Origin of the sequence: Oceanimonas sp. MB9, assembly GCF_011319775.1 — a bacterium.
Taxonomy (GTDB): Bacteria; Pseudomonadota; Gammaproteobacteria; order Enterobacterales; family Aeromonadaceae; genus Oceanimonas; species Oceanimonas doudoroffii.
In genome coordinates this window covers 141,331-160,460 of sequence record NZ_VFBE01000009.1, presented here as the reverse complement: position 1 = coordinate 160,460, position 19,130 = coordinate 141,331, and the positions used below count along the sequence as shown (strand labels likewise).

Sequence of the window (19,130 nt, the reverse complement as noted above, 5' to 3'; positions counted from 1 at the left end):
GCGTGAGTCACAGTCTGGAAAGTCAAACCCTGGCCTTTGCCGGTATCTGTCAGGCGGCAAGCCTGGTGCAACAGGTGGCCCGCCAGGGCGTTATCGAAGACAAAGAAGTACTGGCCACCACCCTGAACAGCATCATGGTGACCGATGCCGCCCAGTCGGCGGACATTTACGGCGGCCACGACCACCTGCGCCTGGGCTACCAAACCCTGATCGAACAGCTCAGCCCCGACAGCAGCAAGAAAAACGCCGAGCTTACCCGTTATCTGGTGGGACTGGTGGCGCTGGAGCGCAAGCTGTCCAAGCGCCGGGATCTGCTGTCGATGCTGGGTGAGCGCATCAGCCAGGTCAAACGCCAGCTGCACCATTTCGAGCTGCTCGACGAACAGGTGCTGGGCAACCTGGCCGGCATTTACAGCGACATTATCAGCCCGCTGGGGCCGCGCATTCAGGTGGCCGGTAACCCCAGCTTTCTGCAGCAGCCGCTGGTGCAGCACCAGATCCGCGCCCTGCTGCTGGCAGGCATTCGCAGCGCCGTGCTGTGGCGCCAGCTCGGCGGAAAACGCCGTCATATTCTGTTTTCCCGCAAGCGACTGGTGGCTCAGGCCCAGGCCGCGCTGCGTTACTGATTTGTTTTAACCAATTTGCTTTAACTACCCCCCAACCTTCAGGAGTTTCAGTTCATGGAATTGTCAGCATTAACGGCCATTTCCCCGGTCGATGGCCGTTACGGCAGCAAAACCGAGGCGCTGCGCGCCATTTTCTCCGAGTTCGGCCTGCTGCGCTTTCGCGTAGAGGTGGAAGTTCGCTGGCTGCAGGCCCTGGCCGCCCAGGACGCCATTGCCGAAGTACCGGCCTTCTCCGATGAAGCCAACGCCCTGCTCGACAGCATTGTCGCCAACTTCAGCGAGGCCGACGGCCAGCGTATCAAGGACATCGAGCGCACCACCAACCACGACGTCAAGGCCGTGGAATACTTCCTGAAGGAAAAGGTTGAGGCCCTGCCCGAGCTGGCCGCGGTAAGCGAGTTCATTCACTTTGCCTGCACCAGTGAAGACATCAACAACAACGCCCACGCCCTGATGCTGAAGGCCGGCCGCGATGACGTGGTGGTGCCCTACTGCCAGCAACTGATCGACGAAGTGAAGCGCCTGGCCGCCCAATATCGCGATCTGCCCATGCTGAGCCGCACCCACGGCCAGCCCGCCTCGCCCACCACCCTGGGCAAGGAAATGGCCAACGTCGCCTACCGTCTGGAGCGTCAGCTCAAGCAAATCCAGGGCGTGGAGCTGCTGGCCAAGATCAACGGCGCCGTGGGCAACTACAACGCCCATATCTCCGCCTATCCGGAAGTAGACTGGCACGCCTTCTCCGAGCAGTACGTCACCGGCCTGGGCCTGACCTGGAACCCCTACACCACCCAGATCGAGCCCCACGACTACATCGCCGAGCTGTTTGACGCCCTTGCCCGCTTCAACACCATTCTGATCGACTTCGATCGGGACGTGTGGGGCTATATCTCCGTGGGTTATTTCAAGCAGAAAACCGTGGCCGGCGAAATCGGCTCCAGCACCATGCCCCACAAGGTCAACCCCATCGACTTTGAAAACTCCGAGGGCAACCTGGGATTGGCCAATGCCATTTTCAATCACCTGGCCGCCAAGCTGCCCATTTCCCGCTGGCAGCGAGATCTGACCGACAGCACCGTATTGCGCAACCTGGGCGTGGCCGTGGGCTACTCACTGATCGCCTATCAGGCCACCCTGAAGGGCATCAGCAAGCTGGAAGCCAACTCCCAGGCGCTGGCCGCCGATCTGGATCAGAACTGGGAAGTGCTGGCCGAGCCGGTACAAACCGTGATGCGCCGTTACGGCATCGAAAAGCCCTACGAGAAGCTGAAAGAGCTGACCCGGGGCAAGCGGGTAGACGGTGACGGCATGCGCGCCTTTATCGACGGCCTGGAACTGCCCGAGTCCGTGAAAGACGAGCTCAAGCAACTGACCCCGGCCAACTACATCGGCCGCGCGGTCAAGCTCACCGACGAGCTGAAGTAACGCATCCTGTGTCTGGAGCGCCCACCGGGGCGCTCCAGATGCATGACCAGGTCACAGATTTCCCGCTTTCCCTTCTCCGCAACTTGCGGCAGACCACAAAACGCTCACTGCCCCTTGGCTTTTTTCCCTTGCGGTTCATTAACATGCTTTTCGGTCTTTATCGGGAGCTGCATGGTCATGAACAGCCGAACTCGGGAAATGGCGCATATCGTCATGCGCGGTTTCGACGACTTTCACCGTTATTTTCTGGTGCTCACTCAAGGGGCCAGGGCCCGTTTTGAACGCCAGGACTGGCAGGGCGTGCAACAGGCCGCGCGCAGACGCATCTGGCTGTATGACGAGCACGTCAACAACACGGTGCGGGCCGTGCTCGACTACAACCGCAGCCCCCTGCGCCATCAGGAGCTGAAGGCACTGAAGCAGGCCTTTAACGATCTGCTGATAAACCATGCCAATGCCGACATGGCCGAATCCTTCTACAACTCGGTCTACCGCCGCTCCACCCGCCACCGCAGCATTCGTGCCGAAAACCTCTATGTGCACCCCTTCGTGCCTCAGCCGGGGGAGCAGGATCTTGCGCCCGTCACCTGGCACTACCAGATCGCACCGGGGGCTCTGGTCGGCACCCTGCAACACCTGCTGACGCGCCTGCGGCTGGCCCCCCCCTTTATTCACCTGGCTCGGGATCTTGAGCACGTTCGGCGCACCTTGGCCGAGCAGGGGCTGGCCGATATGCCCTTGCGGCTGACCGTTATCAACACCCTGTTTTACCGCAACAAGGGTGCCTACCTCATTGGCCGTCTGGAGCGGCCCGAAGGTCCCCTGCCCTTTATTCTGCCGATATTGCATGAGCAGGGTGGCCTGGTGATCGACACCCTGCTGCTAAGCCATGACGACGCCTCCATTTTGTTTGGCTTTGCCCGCGCCTATTTCATGGTGTGGTGCCCTCAACCATCACTGCTGGTGCAGTTTTTGCGGCCGCTGCTGCCCAACAAGTCGGACTACGAAATTTACAACGCCATCGGCTGGCAAAAGCACGGCAAAACCATTTTTTACCGAGAGTTTCTGCAGCAGCTACAGGCTTCACGGGATCGGTTCGTGCCGGCGGAAGGCATCAAGGGCATGGTCATGAGCGTATTTACCCTGCCGTCATCCGACGTGGTATTCAAGGTAATCAAGGACAAGGTCACACCACCCAAAACCGTGGATCGCGCCACCGTCAAGGCCAAGTACCGGCTGGTCAAACAACACGACCGGGTGGGCCGCATGGCCGACACCATGGAATTTACCAACTTCGAGCTGCCCCTGAACCGCATCAGCCCAGAACTGCTCGACGAATTGCAGCGGGAAGTACCGTCACAACTCACCCTCAGGGATGACCGGCTGATCATTCATCACCTTTATACCGAACGGCGCATGATTCCGCTTAACCTTCACCTGGAGCAGGCCGACGATCAGCAGTTGCACGATGCCCTGGACGAATACGCCAACGCCCTCAAACAGCTGGCCGCCGCCAATATCTTTCCCGGCGACATGCTGTTCAAAAACTTTGGCGTCACCCGTCACGGCCGGGTGATTTTCTACGACTATGACGAAATTGCCTACATGACCGAGTGCCATTTTCGCGCCATTCCCAAAACCGACCACCTTCAGGATCAACTCTGCCCTGAGCCCTGGTATTCGGTGGGACCGAATGATGTGTTTCCGGAAGAGTTCAAAACCTTTCTGCTGTACAAGCCGCGAGTGCGCGCCGCCTTTAGTGAGCAGCATATGGAGCTATTTACCGCCGAATACTGGCGCAGGCAGCAACAGAACATTGAAAGCGGCATGGTGGGGGATATTTTCCCCTACCAGTGCCGGCAACGGTTCAGGTACAAGTACGGTGAAAGTCGTGAGGAGTGAGGTGAAGCAGTTACTCCCCTTACTCCTGTCTCCTTTCCACTCACACAGAAATTACAGCTGCGGATGGCTCAGGGGCTCGCGGGACACCAGCACACCGTTGAGATCGGCGTACACATAGTCGCCCGGCTGTATGGTAACGCCGGCAAAGGTGATCGGCACGTCCACCACGCCTTCGCCGCGCTTTTCCGAGCGGATCGGACAGGCCGCCAGCGCCTTGATGCCCAGCGACAATGCACCCAGGGTACCGGCGTCACGAATGGCACCGTGAATCACAATGCCTTCCCAGCCGTTTTCCAGGGCCTTTTCCGCCAGCATGTCGCCCATCAGGGCGCAGCGCAGCAGGCCACCGCCATCCACCACCAGCACCTTGCCGGTGCCGGGCTGGGACACCAGCTCCCGCACTCGGGAGTTGTCTTCATAGCAGCGCACCGTGACCGCCTGTCCCCAGAACAGGGCCGAACCTCCAAAGTCCTTAAAAACCGGGTCCAGTACCTTTATTTTGTCTGCGTGCTCGTCACACAGATCCGGCAGCAAATCGAGCATTTCATTCTCCGTTGTCAAACACTGTGTTCCGGTACGTTGACCGAAGCGCCAAGGGCCTTGCGGCAACAACCACGGAATCGTATGAATTTCGGGCTTGACCTGGATCAAGCCCCTTCATAAAACTATGTAACATTATCCATTGCAAACTGTTGTTATGCCCCTGTTAACTGTTAAAATAACACCAATTTTTTAAAAGGACCTCTGTTCTTCCCGTTTTCAAGTCTGTTGGGTATGACGCAGTAACTGCATGGGACGCATATAAAAACAATAACGGTATCGGGACAGGTGCAAGCCCGTGGCGATGGGCGGAATGGTGTAAACTTGTTACATTCAATGCCGGCCCATGTTGACGGCCTTCACCCCGGTACCAGCGACAGTATTTTTACATTCATAGAACAGGTAAGCTCATGCAGACTCCACACATTCTTATCGTTGAAGACGAACTGGTCACCCGCAATACCCTTAAAGGCATTTTTGAGGCGGAAGGTTACACCGTGCTGGAAGCCACCGACGGTGAGGAAATGTACAAGGCCCTGTCCAGCCACAAGGTCAACCTGGTGATCATGGACATCAACCTGCCCGGCAAGAACGGCCTGCTGCTGGCCCGGGAGCTGCGCGAACAGCACAACCTGGCGCTGATGTTCCTCACCGGTCGCGACAACGAGGTCGACAAGATCCTGGGCCTGGAAATCGGTGCCGACGACTACATCACCAAGCCGTTCAATCCCCGTGAGCTCACCATTCGCGCCCGCAACCTGCTGGGTCGCACCATGCAGGCGCCCGATACCCAGGAAGAAGAAAAGCAGGTGGAAGCCTACCGCTTCAACGGCTGGACCCTGGACATCAACAGCCGCGCCCTGATAAGCCCCAACGGTGAAATGTTCAAGCTGCCCCGCAGTGAGTTCCGTGCCATGGTGCACTTCTGCGAGCATCCGGGCCAGATCCAGAGTCGTGCCGAGCTGTTGAAGAAAATGACCGGCCGTGAGCTCAAACCCCACGACCGCACCGTGGACGTGACCATTCGCCGTATTCGCAAGCATTTCGAATCGGTACCGGACACGCCCGAAATCATCGCCACCATTCACGGTGAAGGCTACCGCTTCTGCGGCGAGCTGGAAGGCTGACAAGGCCCCGCTCAAGCCGGGCACTGCCCCAAAAATTGGGCCTGCAAACAAGCTAAAAAAATACCGGCCTCATGGCCGGTATTTTTGTTTGCGCTTACTGGTGGCTTACAGCACGTTGACGGCGTTCAGTTCGCGGAACGCTTGCTCCAGGCGGGCGATCATGCTGAGCTGGCCCTCACGCAGCCAGACACGGGGGTCGTAGTACTTCTTGTTGGGCTTGTCGTCGCCATCCGGGTTACCGATCTGGCCCTGCAGATAGGCTTCCTTGTCCTTGTAATAATCCATCACGCCGGCCCAGGTGGCCCACTGGGTGTCGGTGTCGATGTTCATCTTAATCACACCATACTCGATAGACTCCTTGATCTCCTCGGCAGAAGAGCCGGAGCCGCCGTGGAACACGAAGTTCAGGGACTTGGGCGCCAGACCGAATTTCTCGGAGACGTACTTCTGAGAGTTGTCCAGGATCTGCGGGGTCAGCTTGACGTTGCCGGGCTTGTACACGCCGTGCACGTTGCCGAAGGAAGCGGCAATGGTGAACTTGTCGCTGACCGCGCTCAGTTTCTCGTAGGCGTAGGCAACGTCTTCCGGCTGGGTGTAAAGCAGGGAGCTGTCCATGCCGGTGTTGTCGACGCCGTCTTCCTCACCACCGGTGCAACCCAGCTCGATCTCCAGGGTCATGCCGATCTTGCTCATGCGCGCCAGATATTGGGCACAGATCTCGATGTTTTCTTCCAGGCTCTCTTCGGACAGATCGATCATGTGGGAGCTGAACAGCGGCTTGCCGGTCTCGGCAAAGTGCTTTTCACCGGCGTCGAGCAGGCCGTCAATCCAGGGCAGCAGCTTTTTGGCGGCATGGTCGGTGTGCAGGATCACCGGCACGCCATAGGCTTCGGCCACCGCATGCACATGGCGGGCGCCGGAAATGGCGCCCAGAATGGCGGCCTGGTGGCCTTCCAGCTTGAGGCCCTTGCCCGCAAAAAAGCCGGCGCCGCCGTTGGAGAACTGCACGATCACCGGCGACTTCACCTTGGCGGCGGCTTCGATCACCGCGTTGACCGAGTCGGTGCCCACCACGTTCACCGCCGGCAGGGCGAACTGATTGGCCTTGGCGATTTCAAAAATTTTCTGCATGTCATCGCCGCTGACCACACCCGGCTTGACCACGTCGGAAATTTTCTGGGACATTGTTTTGCTCCTGTAAGCTTGTTCACGGCCGGTAAAACCGGCCGTGTTAAATAAATGGGGTTCAGTCCTTGGCGCGCTGCTCAAGCATGGCCACCGCCGGCAGGATCTTGCCTTCCACAAACTCCAGGAAGGCGCCGCCACCGGTGGAAATGTAGGATACTTTGTCCTTGATGCCGAACTTGTCGATGGCCGCCAGGGTGTCGCCGCCACCGGCGATGGAGAAAGCGTCGCTCTCGGCGATGGCGCGGGCCACCACTTCGGTGCCCTGGGCGAACTGGTCGAATTCAAACACGCCCACCGGGCCGTTCCACAGAATGGTCTTGGCTTCCTTCAAGATTTTGGCCAGGGCCTCGGCAGAGTCGGGGCCGAGATCAAAAATCATGTCATCGGCATTGACCTCGCTCACCGGTTTGATGGCGGCCTCGGCCTGCTCGGAGAATTCGGTACCCACCACCACGTCGGTGGCCAGGGGAATGGCGCACTCGGCGGCCAGTTTTTTAGCGGTGTCGAGCAGCTCCGGCTCATACAGCGACTTGCCCACCGAGTGGCCGGCGGCGGCGATAAAGGTGTTGGCGATGCCGCCACCCACCACCAGCTGGTCGGCCACCTGAGACAGGGACTCAAGCACGGTCAGCTTGGTGGATACCTTGGATCCGCCGACAATGGCCACCATGGGGCGGGCGGGCTTGTCCATGGCCTTGGCCAGGGCCTCCAGCTCGGCGGACAGCAGCGGGCCGGCACAGGCCACGGGGGCGAACCTGGCCACACCGTGGGTAGAGGCCTGGGCGCGGTGGGCGGTGCCGAAGGCATCCATTACGAACACATCACAGAGGGCCGCATACTGACGGGACAGGGTTTCGTCGTCCTTTTTCTCGCCCTTGTTGAAGCGCACGTTTTCCAGTACCACCAGCTCGCCTTCGGCCAGTTCCAGGCCATTCAGGTAGTCGGTTGCCAGACGTACCGGAGCGTCCAGCTTGGCGGCCAGGTAGTCCACCACCGGCTGCAGCGAGAACTCGTCGGCATATTCCCCTTCGGTAGGACGTCCCAGGTGCGAGGTCACCATCACCTTGGCGCCCTGGGCCATGGCCGCCTCAATGGTGGGCAGCGAGGCCAGGATGCGGGCGTCGGAGCCGACCTTGCCGTTTTTCACCGGCACGTTCAGGTCGGCACGGATCAGCACCCGCTTGCCGGACAGATCGAGTTCATTCATTTTGATGACAGACATAATGCGTCCTCTAATTGGCAGTACTGTTGTTAACCGAATCTGTTAATTTGCTTGCCTTGCCGTCAGCCAGGCCAGGCTGGTATCCAGCATGCGGTTGGCAAAGCCCCATTCATTGTCGCACCACATCAGCATCTTGATGAGGTTGGCATCACTCACCCGAGTCTGGGTGCCGTCAATAATGGAAGAATGGGGATCGTGATTGAAGTCCACCGACACCAGCGGTGCTTCTGTGTAATCGAGAATACCCTTGAGCGGCCCGTGAGCAGCCTCGCGCAGCACTCGATTGACTTCGTCCACCGAGGCGTGTTTTTCCACAATAATGCTGAGATCCATGGCGGTCACGTTGATGGTGGGCACCCGCACGGAAATGGCTTCGAACTTGCCGGCAAAGTGCGGCAATATGCGTTCAACACCCTTGGCCAGCTTAGTGTCCACCGGAATAATGGACTGGCTGGCGGCGCGAGTACGGCGCAGATCGGGATGATAAGCATCGATCACCTGCTGATCGTTCATGGCCGAGTGAATGGTGGTGATATTGCCGCATTTGATGTTGAACACACGATGCAGGGTTTCGATCACGGGAACCACGCAGTTGGTGGTGCATGACGCATTCGAGACAATGGTCTCATCACCGGTGAGCTGCTGGTGATTGACGCCATAGACAATGGTGGCGTCAACGTCGCTGTCGGCCGGATGGGAAAACAGCACGCGCCCCGCCCCCGCCGCCAGGTGCAGGCCGGCGTCGGCCCGGCTGGACAGCACCCCGGTGCAGTCCAGCACCAGATCTACCCCCAGCTCGGCCCAGGGCAAGCGGCCGGCATCGGGCTCATGACACAGCCGAATGTGATCGTCGCCAATTCGCATGCCCTCGTGGTCCAGGCTGACTTCCCGGGCAAACCGGCCGTGACTGGAGTCGTAACGGGTCAGGTGGGCCATGGCCTCGGGCTCGGCCAGTTCGTTAATGGCCACGATTTTCATGCGCCGGTCCAGGCCGCGCTCGTAAAAGGCACGCAACACGCTACGGCCGATGCGGCCATAACCGTTGATGGCGAGTCGAATCATTGCTGTCTGCTTCCTGCTGGGTGCGGGCTTGACGCCCGTTGTCAGAATTCAGGCCCAAGTCTAACGAGGATTGAAAGCAAGGGGAATGGCGAAGGCAGTGATGCAGCCCTAAAAAGAAAAAACCCGGCCGTTTGCACGACCGGGGCGGCATTCAGGGGTCAAAATTCAGACGACTTCCAGCTCTGGCTCGGGCTCGGTGACCACGGGGGTCACCTTGGCCTCGGCAGACTGTTGCTGCAGCCAGTGCAGCATTTTGGCAGGGTAACAATCGTCCGCCGACCAGATGCAGGGCGACGGGGCAGAGACAGCACTCATACGCGGCACATTATTCACTGGACTTGTCCTCACTGATTGAAACCGAACTCAGGGTAACCATACCGATTGACGGTTTGATGACAGTACAGAATTTAAACAATGAATGCCAATCACGGCCGGGGCTGCGCCTCGAGATCATCCTCGGCCGCCGGCGCCGGCTCACTCAGCTCCAGCTCCATCTGGCTGGCCTGCGCCTGGGCCACCGCTTCTTCTTCCAGATCCGGAAAAACCTCTTCCATGGGCACGTCCACAAACTCGTCGTTACGGGGGTCAAGTTCGGTGATCACACCCGGGGTATCTGCCGGGGTGGCAATATAAGCGGCCTGCTCGGCCACCGGTACCGCCGGAGTGCGCCACTGCCACCACAGGGTGTAGCCGCTGAGCAGCAGGGCCACGCCACCGCAGCCGAGGTAAAGCCCCTGAGGACCAAGCCAGGTCATCATGCCGGAGCTGAACAGCGGCCCCAGCGAGCTGCCGAGGCCGTAACTGAGCAGCAGAGTGGTGCTGGCGGCCACAATATGGTGCGCCTCCATGCGATCGTTGGTAATGGCCACCGCCACCGGATAAATGGACGCCACCATGCCCATGTAGAGGGCGGAGAAACCGATAAGAATGCCAATATGATAGCCGCCCCCCACAATCACGCCGGCGGCACTGAGGGCGATAACCAGGTTGATGGCCAGCATGATGGTGCCGCGATTAAGGCGGTCACACAGCCGTCCCAGGGGCCAGGCGAACAGGATAAAGGTAAAGATGGAGGCCGCCATAAACCAGGACAGTTGATCCACCGGCAATCCCACCTGAATGGCATACACCGGCGCCATGGAGTAGAAGCTGCTGATCAGCACCCCACTGCACAGGGCCGCCACCAGCCCCACCGGCGCACTGCGCACGATGGATCTCAGGCTGATGCGTTCGCTGTGCTCCACCGTGGGCGCATCCATGCGGGTCAGTGACAGCGGCACCAGGGCGGCGGTCAGCAGAATGGCGCCTATGGTAAAAGGCACAAAGGCGGCCGGATCGGTAAAGCCAATCAGCAACTGACCGGCGGTGGCCGCCAGATAGGCGCAGATCTGATAGGCAAAAAACAGGGTGGCGCGGTTGTCACTGCTGGCCACGGCACTGAACCAGCTTTCAATCACCACAAAACTGCCGGCCACGGCAATGCCGCTCAGCGCCCGCAGCAGCGCCCAGACGATGATGCTGTCGGTCAGCGGGAAAATCAGCGTGGAGCTGGCCAGTACCGCACTGAACACCGCAAAGGCGCGAATGTGCCCGACCCGCTTGATCACCCCGGGTCCGTACAGGGAGCCGAGCATAAAGCCCACCGAATAGCACACCATGATGCTGCCGATCAGCGTCGGCTCCACCTGTTTGAGTCCGAGATTGACCCCGAGCAGGGTCATCACGAAGGTATTGCCCCCCATCAGCAGAAAGACGCTGAAGATCAGCGACGACAGGGATATGACCAGACGTTTTATCATGGCGGGTAACGGTCTGAACGTGAAAACAAAGGCGTTCAGAGTGACAGCATTCGGCGGCCCTGAACAAGTCTTGAGCGCTCAATATCGGGGATGGATCACTTTTCTCGAAGCATGCCCCTCGGCGGTCCCGCAAAAACAAAAACCCCCGGCCTGGGGCCGGGGGTTTTAACTTGCCTGAACGCGGCTGTTAGCCCTGGGCTTTCAGCTTGCGACGGTAGGCGTGCAGCAGCGGCTCGGTGTAACCACTGGGCTGGGTAGTGCCTTCAAATACCAGGGCGCAGGCGGCTTCAAAAGCCACGCCATCAAAGCCCGGCGCCATGTTGCGATACAGCGGATCACCGGCGTTCTGCTGGTCCACAATGGCGGCCATGCGCTTCATGGACTCCATTACCTGCTCCTTGGAGCAGATGCCGTGACGCAGCCAGTTGGCGATGTGCTGAGCGGAGATACGCAGGGTGGCGCGGTCTTCCATCAGGCCCACGTGGTTGATGTCGGGCACCTTAGAGCAGCCAACACCCTGGTCGATCCAGCGAACCACATAACCCAGAATGCCCTGGGCGTTGTTATCCAGTTCGTTCTGAATCTCTTCTGCGGTCAGGGCATCTCTGTCGGCCTGAGTCAGCAGCGGAATGGTCAACAGGTCATCCAGGTTGGCCGGTTCACGGGACTTGAGCTCATCCTGACGGGACTTCACGTTCACCTGGTGGTAGTGAGTCACGTGCAGGGTAGCGGCGGTCGGAGACGGAACCCAGGCGGTGTTGGCACCGGACAGCGGGTGGGCGATCTTCTGCTCCAGCATGTCGGCCATGTTGTCGGGAATCGCCCACATGCCCTTGCCGATTTGCGCCTTGCCCTGCAGGCCGGCGGCCAGACCCACGTCCACGTTATTGTTCTCGTAAGACTGGATCCAGGCCTGCTGCTTCATGTTGCCCTTGCGAACAACGGGGCCGGCTTCCATGCTGGTGTGAATTTCGTCACCGGTGCGATCCAGGAAGCCGGTGTTGATGAACACCACTCGCTCGCGAGCCTGATAAATGGCGGACTTCAGGTTGGCGCTGGTACGGCGCTCTTCATCCATGATGCCCACTTTCAGGGTGTTCTTGGCCAGACCCAGTACCTGCTCAATGCGCTCGAACAGCTCAACGGCAAAGGCCACTTCTTCGGGGCCGTGCATCTTGGGCTTGACGATGTAAACACTGCCGGTACGGGAGTTACGGAACTTGCCGTTACCCTTCAGATCGTGAATGGCGATCAGGCAGGTAACCAGGCCGTCGATGATGCCTTCCGGCACCTCGTTGCCGTCTTTGTCCAGTACCGCTTCGTTGGTCATCAGATGACCCACGTTACGCACGAACAACAGGCTGCGGCCGTGCAGGGTAAAGGCTTCACCCTGAGGGTTAAGGTATTCGCGATCCGGGTTCAGGGAGCGGATGATTTCCTTGTCGCCCTTCTTCACCTTCTGGGTCAGGGTGCCCTTCATCAGGCCCAGCCAGTTGCGGTATACACCAACCTTGTCTTCGGCGTCCACGGCGGCCACGGAGTCTTCGCAGTCCATGATGGTGGACAGGGCGGCTTCAACGATCAGATCCTTGATGCCGGCCTTGTCGAGCTGGGCAACCGGGTTGGCGGCATCGAACTGCAGCTCAATGTGCAGGCCGTTATTGCGCACCAGTACCGAAGCCGGGGCGGCGGTGTCACCCTTGTAACCGGCGAACTTGTCGGCATCGGCCAGGGTAGTGGTGTCACCGTTGTCCAGGGTGATGTGCAGCTGACCATTCACTACCTGATAGGCGGTAGCGTCGGCGTGGCTGCCGGTGGCCAGGGGCGCGGCCTGATCCAGCAGGTTGCGACCCCAGGCAATCACCTTTTCGGCGCGGCGAGGATTCAGGGTCTTGGTTTTTTCGGCGCCATCGGTTTCGGCAATGGCGTCGCTGCCGTACAGGGCATCGTACAGGCTGCCCCAGCGAGCGTTGGCGGCATTCAGGCAGTAACGGGCGTTGTTCACCGGCACCACCAGCTGCGGACCGGCCAGGGTGGCCAGTTCGGCGTCAACATTGGTAGTGGTGATTTGGTAGTCTTCCACTTCCGGCACCAGGTAGCCGATGTCGGTCAGGAATTGCTTGTAGGCAGCAGCATCGTGAGGCTGGCCGGCGTTGGCATTGTGCCATTCGTCGATCTTTTGCTGCAGGGCGTCACGCTTTTCCAGCAGGGCGCGGTTCTTGGGGGCCAGATCGTTGACGATCTGCTCCATGCCACTCCAGAACGCGGCGGGCTCAACGCCGGTACCGGGAATGATTTCGTTTACTACCAGATCATGAAGAACGGTAGCGACTTGCAAAGTGCCGAGATGAGTACGTTCCGTCATAGTTGCTTCTTCTATTCTAGTTGTCAGTAGTGTTCAATCTTCCGATCACTAACCCTGATTGCTTGGGAGCGATAGTTTACCTCGTGAAGACCGGTGGAGGCAAAGCGGAATTGCGATTTATGGTCACAGGATCTTCACAAATTGTGAATAAAAAATCACGCACTTTGTAATGTCCAATACAATTCAATGAGATAATGTCTACGCGCAGTGTTTTATACCCCTGCTTCAGGATCAGGCAGGATCCGCTCTGGGGCCTTCCCTTCTCCCCATCGGCCGGCCCTTTCCATCTCCCCTCGGCCACGTCAAAAACAAAAAACGCGCCGAAGCGCGTTTTGGTGTCAATCAAAGCCATCTCAGCGATGATCAGGCTGTTCAATCCAGCATGCTGTGAATGTCTTCGTCACTGGTGTGGCGAACGTCCTTGCCCTTGACGAAATAGATGATGTATTCGCAGATATGCTGTACCCGGTCCCCTACCCGCTCCAGAGAACGGGCACACCAGAGTACATTGAGCACATGGGGAATGGAGCGGGGATCTTCCATCATGAAGGTCATCAGCTCGCGAATGATGGACTCGTACTCCCGGTCCACCTTGTCGTCCTCCTTGTGCACTTCAATGGCGGCTTCCACGTCCATGCGGGCAAAGGCGTCAAGGGACTCATGCAACATGCGTACTGTACGCCGGCCCATGTTCTCCATCGACACCAGCGGCGGCTGCTTCTTGTTGGCGTTGTCGAGCAGCATCATGCCGATACGCTTGGCCACATCGCCGATGCGCTCCAGATCGGTAATGGTCTTGATAATGGCCAGCACCAGACGCAAATCCGAAGCCGCCGGCTGACGCTTGGCGATAATGCGGGTGCACTCTTCGTCGATCTGTACTTCCAGGGCGTTGACCCTGTGGTCATTGGCCACGATCTGGCGCGCCAGGTCCATGTTTTGGTCGTGAATGGCGGTAATGGCGTCGTTGAGTTGCTGCTCCACCAGTCCGCCCATCACCAATACCTGGTTGAGCACCCCTTCCAGCTCGGCGTTGAACTGACCGGAGATATGCTTATTGAGATTCTGCTTGTCCATCCTGAAGGCTCCTTAGCCGTAGCGACCGGTGATGTAGTCTTCGGTCTTCTTCTTGCTGGGGGTGGTGAACAGGCTGTTGGTATCGGAATATTCGATAAGCTCACCCATGTACATAAAGGCCGTATGATCCGACACCCGCGCCGCCTGCTGCATATTGTGAGTCACGATGACCACAGTGTACTGCTCTTTCAGGGTGTTGATCAGCTCTTCGATCACCAGGGTGGAAATGGGATCGAGCGCCGAGGTGGGCTCATCGAGCAGCAGCACTTCCGGCTCGATGGCAATGGCCCGGGCAATCACCAGACGCTGTTGCTGACCACCGGACAGGCCAAAGGCGTTATCATGCAGCCGGTCCTTTACCTCGTCCCACAGGGCGGCACCGCGCAGGGAGCGCTCCACTGCCTCGTCCAGCCGGCGACGGTCGTTGATGCCCTGCAGCCGTAGGCCGTAGACCACGTTCTCGTAAATGGACTTGGGAAAGGGGTTGGGACGCTGAAATACCATGCCCACCCGGCGGCGCAGGGCGGCCACATCCACTTCCTTGCCGTAGATATTCTGGTTGTGCAGCAGAATCTCTCCTTCAATACGGCACGTCTCCACCAGATCGTTCATGCGATTGATACAGCGCAGCAGGGTGGACTTGCCGCAGCCAGACGGACCGATAAAGGCGGTAACCTGACCCTTGGCAATTTTCATGTCCACGTTGAACAGGGCCTGCTTGGCACCGTAGAACAGGTTGAGTCCGCGCACTTCCAGGGCAGTCTGCTCCTCGCTCAGGCGGCTGACATCCAGGGTCGAGTCCTGACCAAGGGGGGTAGCGACGTTAATCATGTTTCTATACCTCTAAACGTTGGCCGGCCGGTTTACTGATCCAGCGAGCGGAATTTTTCACGCAGGTGGTTGCGAATGCCGATGGCGGTCAGGTTAAGTCCCACGATCACCGTCACCAGCAGGAAGGAGGTCGCATATACCAGGGGACGCGCCGCCTCCACGTTGGGGCTTTGAAAGCCCACGTCATAAATATGAAAGCCCAGGTGCATGAACTTGCGATCCACATGCAGGTAGGGGAAGTTGCCGTCCACCGGCAGGTTGGGTGCCAGCTTCACCACGCCCACCAGCATCAGCGGTGCCACTTCGCCCGCGGCCCGGGCAATGGCCAGGATCAGGCCGGTCATGATGGCCGGGCTGGCCATGGGGATCACAATGCGCCACAGGGTCTCGGCCTTGGTCGCCCCCAAGGCCAGGGAGCCCTGCCGTACCGACCCGGGAATGCGCGACAGGCCTTCCTCGGTGGAGACGATCACCACCGGCAGGGTAAGGATAGCCAGGGTCAGTGCCGACCACAGCACCCCGGGCGAACCAAAGGTGGGCGTGGGCAGGGCTTCCGGGTAAAACAGCTTGTCGATGGAACCGCCCAGCATGTACACGAAGAAGCCCAGGCCAAAAACGCCATAGACGATGGAGGGCACGCCCGCCAGGTTGATGACCGCAATGCGAATGATCTTGGTCAGGTTGTTCTTGCCGGCATATTCATGCAGGTAGATGGCGGCCACGACCCCCAGCGGGGTAACGATAATGGCCATCAGGATCACCATGAACACGGTACCGAAAATGGCCGGGAACACGCCGCCCTCGGTGTTGGCTTCCCGCGGCTCACCGCTGATGAACTTGCCCATTTCGCCAAACCAGTGTCCGGTCTGGGCCAGCAGGTTCATGTCGTTGGGCCAGGCCACATCCAGCACATCCCCCAGCGACAAGGTCACTTCCTGGCCACGCATGTCACGCACCACCACGCTGTCGCGGCGGGCTTCCTCACGCAGGGCAAACAGCTCCTTTTCCAGCACCTGGTAGTCGGCGCGCAGCTGCGCTTCCTCGGCCTGAATGGCGGCCAGCGCCTCCTCGGTGAGTTCGCCATCCAGCTCCAGCTTGCGTTGCTCCAGCCGCAGCCGTTCCAGCTGATGGTTGATGGCACCAATATCGCCGCGCTGCAGATCGTTCATGCGCTCATTGAGTTCGTCTACCCGTTCAATACGGGCCAGCAACTGCTCGCGGGTGTCGCCGGCCACGGCGCTGTCATTTTCCAGCACCCGTTCCACGTAGCCGTAAAAATTGCCGTTGTGGGAGCGCTCGATCACCGCCAGCTGGCCCGGCTCACTGCGGGACACGATGTCGGTTTCCAGGATCCAGCGAAAGTCCAGGGGCACGAACTCCCGGTTACCGGTTTTGACCAGGTAACGGGTCAGGTTGTCTTCGGTCACGCCTTCCAGCGCCAGGCCGGCACCGCGTAGCTGGGACACCGGCACGGCCTCGCGGTCGTGAATTTCACCGATAACGGTATAACGCTCGCCCTCGGGCGTGCTCAGTTGCCATTCATAGATGGTGTGCGGCCAGAAATAGGTCAGGCCACGCCAGCCGATCATCAGCAACAGGCCCAGTACCGCTACCAGGCTGAGGCTTACCGCCCCGCCGGTCATCCATATCCAGGGCGCACCTGATTTGAACCACTTACTCATTTGTTTCGCCCCTTACAGTGAGCTGTACTTGTCACGCAGCCGCTGACGCACGAACTCCGCAACCGTGTTGAACAGGAAGGTGAACACAAAGAGCACAAAGGCTGCCAGGAAGAGCACCCGGTAATGGGAGCTGTTCACCTCCGCTTCCGGCATTTCCACCGCAATGTTGGCGGCCAGGGTACGCATGCCGTTGAAGATGCTGAAGTCCATCACCGGCGTATTACCGGTGGCCATCAGCACTATCATGGTCTCACCCACGGCCCGGCCCAGGCCCATCATCACCGCCGAGAAAATGCCGGGGCTGGCGGTCAGCATCACCACCCGGGTCAGGGTCTGCCAGGGCGTGGCGCCCAGCGCCAGGGAACCGTTGGTCAGGTGCCGGGGCACGGAGAATACGGCGTCTTCGGCAATGGAGAAGATGGTGGGAATGACTGCAAAGCCCATGGCGATGCCCACAACCAGAGAGTTGCGCTGGTCAAAGCCGATGCCCAGCTCGTTGGTGAGGAAGCCGCGGGCATCACCGCCGAAAAAGGCGCTTTCCACCGCGGGGCTGAAGGCGAAGCAGGCCCAGCCGACCAGCAATACCACCGGCAGCAGCAACAGGCTCTGCCAGCCGTCGGGCACGGCGTTCTTGATGTGCTTGGGCAGGTGGTGCCAGATAAAGGCGGTCAGCAGCACACCCGCCGGCATCAGCACCAGCACCATGACCACACCCGGCAGATGGGTTTCAATCAGCGGCGCCAACCACAACCCGGCCAGAAAGCCGAGGATAACGGTAGGCAGGGCCTCCATGATTTCCACCGTGGGCTTGACCACCTTGCGCAGCCCGGGAGACATGAAGTAGGCGGTATACACGGCGCCGGCAATGGCGATGGGTACGGCGAACAGCAGGGCATAGAAAGCCGCCTTGATGGTGCCGAAGGAAATGGGCACCAGGCTCAGCTTGGCCTCGAAATCGCTGCTGCCGGAGGTGGACTGCCACACATACTGAGGCTCGGGATAGCCTTCATACCAGACCTTGGTCCACATCGCCTTCCAGGTGACCTCAGGATGTTCATTGTCCACCTCAAAGGTAGACAGCCGGCCCTGTTCGGCCACCAGCAACAGGTTGTTGCGCGGAGAAAAGGACAGGGCAGACACGCCCTCACCGGCCAGTTTTTCGGAAAACAGGTGGCTGTTTCCGGTGGTGTGGAAAATATCCACCTCACCCTGGGTGCTGACGGTCACAAAGCCCTTGCGGTTGATCTCGTTGGCGATGTGCGCCACCGGACCGGAAGCCTCGAATTCGCGAATAAAGGTAAATTCACGCTTGCCGTCCTTTGCCACCTCAAACCACTGGGACACCACGCCGTTGTCGTTGCCCACCAGCAGGGAGTTACCGCCGGCCAGCAGCGTCATGGCGGAGATGTTGCCGCCCCGGGCGTTCATGGGAATGACGGAGCGCAGCCGCAGTTTGTTGATGTTGCGCACGTCATACACCGATACCTCGTTGCCGCTGCGAACGAACATGAAACGCAGGTTGGGGGTGACCAGCACCTGCTCCACCCGCGCCGGCAGGCCGGGAATGGCCACCTGGGTGGGGCTCAGCTCCAGCTCGCCGGTGAGAAAATTTTCCTTGCCGGAAAAGCGGGTCAGTACGATGTCGCCGCCGGCAACCACCGCCGCCACCAGCAGGTCTTCGCCATTGGTGGCGAAGCTCAGTTGCTCCAGCGCCCGGCCCTGCTCGTCCACCTGCAGCGGCGACGAACCAAAGGGATAGGTCAGGCCGGGAGTAATGGTACGCACATTGTCCGGGTAGCTGACATCGAATTTAGGCGCCAGCACCCGCATGCTACCGTCACTCAGGCCGTAGGCCGCCATCGGCTTGCTGTCACTGGCGGCGGCGGTGGTGATCTCTCCTTCCACCGAAACGCTGCTCAGCACCCGGCCCTGTTCCAGCAGGGAATAAAAATGCACGGTGCCGTCTTCGGAGAAGGTGTATGCCTGCTCGTTTTGCTCTTCCACCCCCAGTACCAGGGGAGCACCGTCGCCGTCCAGGGCAAACTCGCCCACAGGCTCCACGCTGGCGCCATCGAAGATGGGCTTGACCACATACAGCAGGTAAAAAAAGATCAGCAGCAGCGCCACCAGCACGACGATGCCGCCTGCGGTCACGCCCGCCTGGGCCAGCCTGTCTTTGAGCCAGCGCTTACGGCTTCCCGACAGAGCCATGGTTTGAGTTTGAGCCGACATATCGTCACTCCGTTCGCTTTTTCGGTTGCCCGCATTCTATGGCGGGGAAATG

Annotated in this window: 16 protein-coding genes; 4 read left to right on the top strand and 12 right to left on the bottom strand. The window is 59.5% G+C overall.

All coding sequences use genetic code 11. From position 1 onward, the window contains the following. The first annotated feature begins 2 nt into the window (after window positions 1-2). From hflD to aceK, 3 genes are all read left to right on the top strand, one after another. Entirely contained in the window at window positions 3-626 is a 624-nt protein-coding gene (gene hflD / locus OJHNALOF_RS12115; protein ID WP_094200739.1) for a high frequency lysogenization protein HflD, read from the top strand. A gap of 54 nt (window positions 627-680) precedes the next feature. Beyond that, window positions 681-2,051 carry an adenylosuccinate lyase gene (purB, locus tag OJHNALOF_RS12110; RefSeq protein WP_165662166.1) on the top strand — a complete coding sequence of 457 codons (1,371 nt, stop codon included), beginning with the start codon at window positions 681-683 and terminating at the stop codon, window positions 2,049-2,051. Window positions 2,052-2,228: 177 nt separating this feature from the next. Further along, window positions 2,229-3,953, top strand: a complete 1,725-nt coding sequence (gene aceK, locus OJHNALOF_RS12105) for a bifunctional isocitrate dehydrogenase kinase/phosphatase (RefSeq protein WP_165662165.1) — start codon at window positions 2,229-2,231, stop codon at window positions 3,951-3,953. Window positions 3,954-4,004: 51 nt separating this feature from the next. Here aceK and OJHNALOF_RS12100 read toward each other — a convergent pair whose 3' ends face one another. Next, complete coding sequence (locus OJHNALOF_RS12100; RefSeq protein ID WP_165662164.1) at window positions 4,005-4,496, bottom strand: putative 4-hydroxy-4-methyl-2-oxoglutarate aldolase; 492 nt, start codon at window positions 4,494-4,496, stop codon at window positions 4,005-4,007. A 407-nt stretch (window positions 4,497-4,903) separates the two neighbouring features. Between OJHNALOF_RS12100 and arcA the strand changes: the two genes are divergently transcribed. After that, a complete protein-coding gene (gene arcA, locus OJHNALOF_RS12095) occupies window positions 4,904-5,620 on the top strand; it encodes a two-component system response regulator ArcA (RefSeq protein WP_094200736.1) in 717 nt (238 codons plus the stop codon). A 105-nt stretch (window positions 5,621-5,725) separates the two neighbouring features. On the opposite strand, the gene fbaA is transcribed toward arcA, so the two are convergent. The 11 genes from fbaA to OJHNALOF_RS12040 all read right to left on the bottom strand — a co-directional run bounded on the left by fbaA (window position 5,726) and on the right by OJHNALOF_RS12040 (window position 19,078). After that, window positions 5,726-6,805 (bottom strand): class II fructose-bisphosphate aldolase, encoded by a 1,080-nt coding sequence (gene fbaA / locus OJHNALOF_RS12090; protein WP_094200735.1) that lies wholly within the window; start codon window positions 6,803-6,805, stop codon window positions 5,726-5,728. Window positions 6,806-6,866: 61 nt separating this feature from the next. Then, window positions 6,867-8,030 (bottom strand): phosphoglycerate kinase, encoded by a 1,164-nt coding sequence (locus tag OJHNALOF_RS12085; protein WP_094200734.1) that lies wholly within the window; start codon window positions 8,028-8,030, stop codon window positions 6,867-6,869. A gap of 42 nt (window positions 8,031-8,072) precedes the next feature. Next, on the bottom strand, window positions 8,073-9,092 hold the full coding sequence (epd, locus tag OJHNALOF_RS12080; protein WP_165662163.1) for an erythrose-4-phosphate dehydrogenase: 1,020 nt from the start codon (window positions 9,090-9,092) through the stop codon (window positions 8,073-8,075). A gap of 165 nt (window positions 9,093-9,257) precedes the next feature. Continuing rightward, on the bottom strand, window positions 9,258-9,407 hold the full coding sequence (locus tag OJHNALOF_RS12075; protein WP_165662162.1) for a hypothetical protein: 150 nt from the start codon (window positions 9,405-9,407) through the stop codon (window positions 9,258-9,260). A 110-nt stretch (window positions 9,408-9,517) separates the two neighbouring features. Beyond that, the gene (locus tag OJHNALOF_RS12070) at window positions 9,518-10,891 is read right to left on the bottom strand and encodes an MFS transporter (protein WP_165662161.1); all 1,374 of its coding nucleotides are present in this window, start codon (window positions 10,889-10,891) and stop codon (window positions 9,518-9,520) included. Between the two features lie 187 nt (window positions 10,892-11,078). Then, window positions 11,079-13,256, bottom strand: a complete 2,178-nt coding sequence (locus OJHNALOF_RS12065; protein WP_094200731.1) for a malate synthase G — start codon at window positions 13,254-13,256, stop codon at window positions 11,079-11,081. Window positions 13,257-13,332: 76 nt separating this feature from the next. Beyond that, entirely contained in the window at window positions 13,333-13,632 is a 300-nt protein-coding gene (locus tag OJHNALOF_RS12060; protein ID WP_165662160.1) for a hypothetical protein, read from the bottom strand. Next, window positions 13,629-14,333: a phosphate signaling complex protein PhoU gene (phoU, locus tag OJHNALOF_RS12055; protein ID WP_094200730.1), complete on the bottom strand. Its 705-nt coding sequence runs from the start codon at window positions 14,331-14,333 to the stop codon at window positions 13,629-13,631. Before phoU ends, OJHNALOF_RS12060 begins: the two co-directional genes overlap by 4 nt. Window positions 14,334-14,345: 12 nt before the next feature. Further along, window positions 14,346-15,164, bottom strand: coding sequence for a phosphate ABC transporter ATP-binding protein PstB (gene pstB, locus OJHNALOF_RS12050; RefSeq protein ID WP_094200729.1), 819 nt, complete (start codon window positions 15,162-15,164; stop codon window positions 14,346-14,348). Window positions 15,165-15,196: 32 nt separating this feature from the next. Continuing rightward, entirely contained in the window at window positions 15,197-16,846 is a 1,650-nt protein-coding gene (pstA, locus tag OJHNALOF_RS12045) for a phosphate ABC transporter permease PstA (protein ID WP_165662159.1), read from the bottom strand. A gap of 12 nt (window positions 16,847-16,858) precedes the next feature. Further along, window positions 16,859-19,078 carry an ABC transporter permease subunit gene (locus OJHNALOF_RS12040; RefSeq protein WP_094200727.1) on the bottom strand — a complete coding sequence of 740 codons (2,220 nt, stop codon included), beginning with the start codon at window positions 19,076-19,078 and terminating at the stop codon, window positions 16,859-16,861. Window positions 19,079-19,130 lie beyond the last annotated feature (52 nt).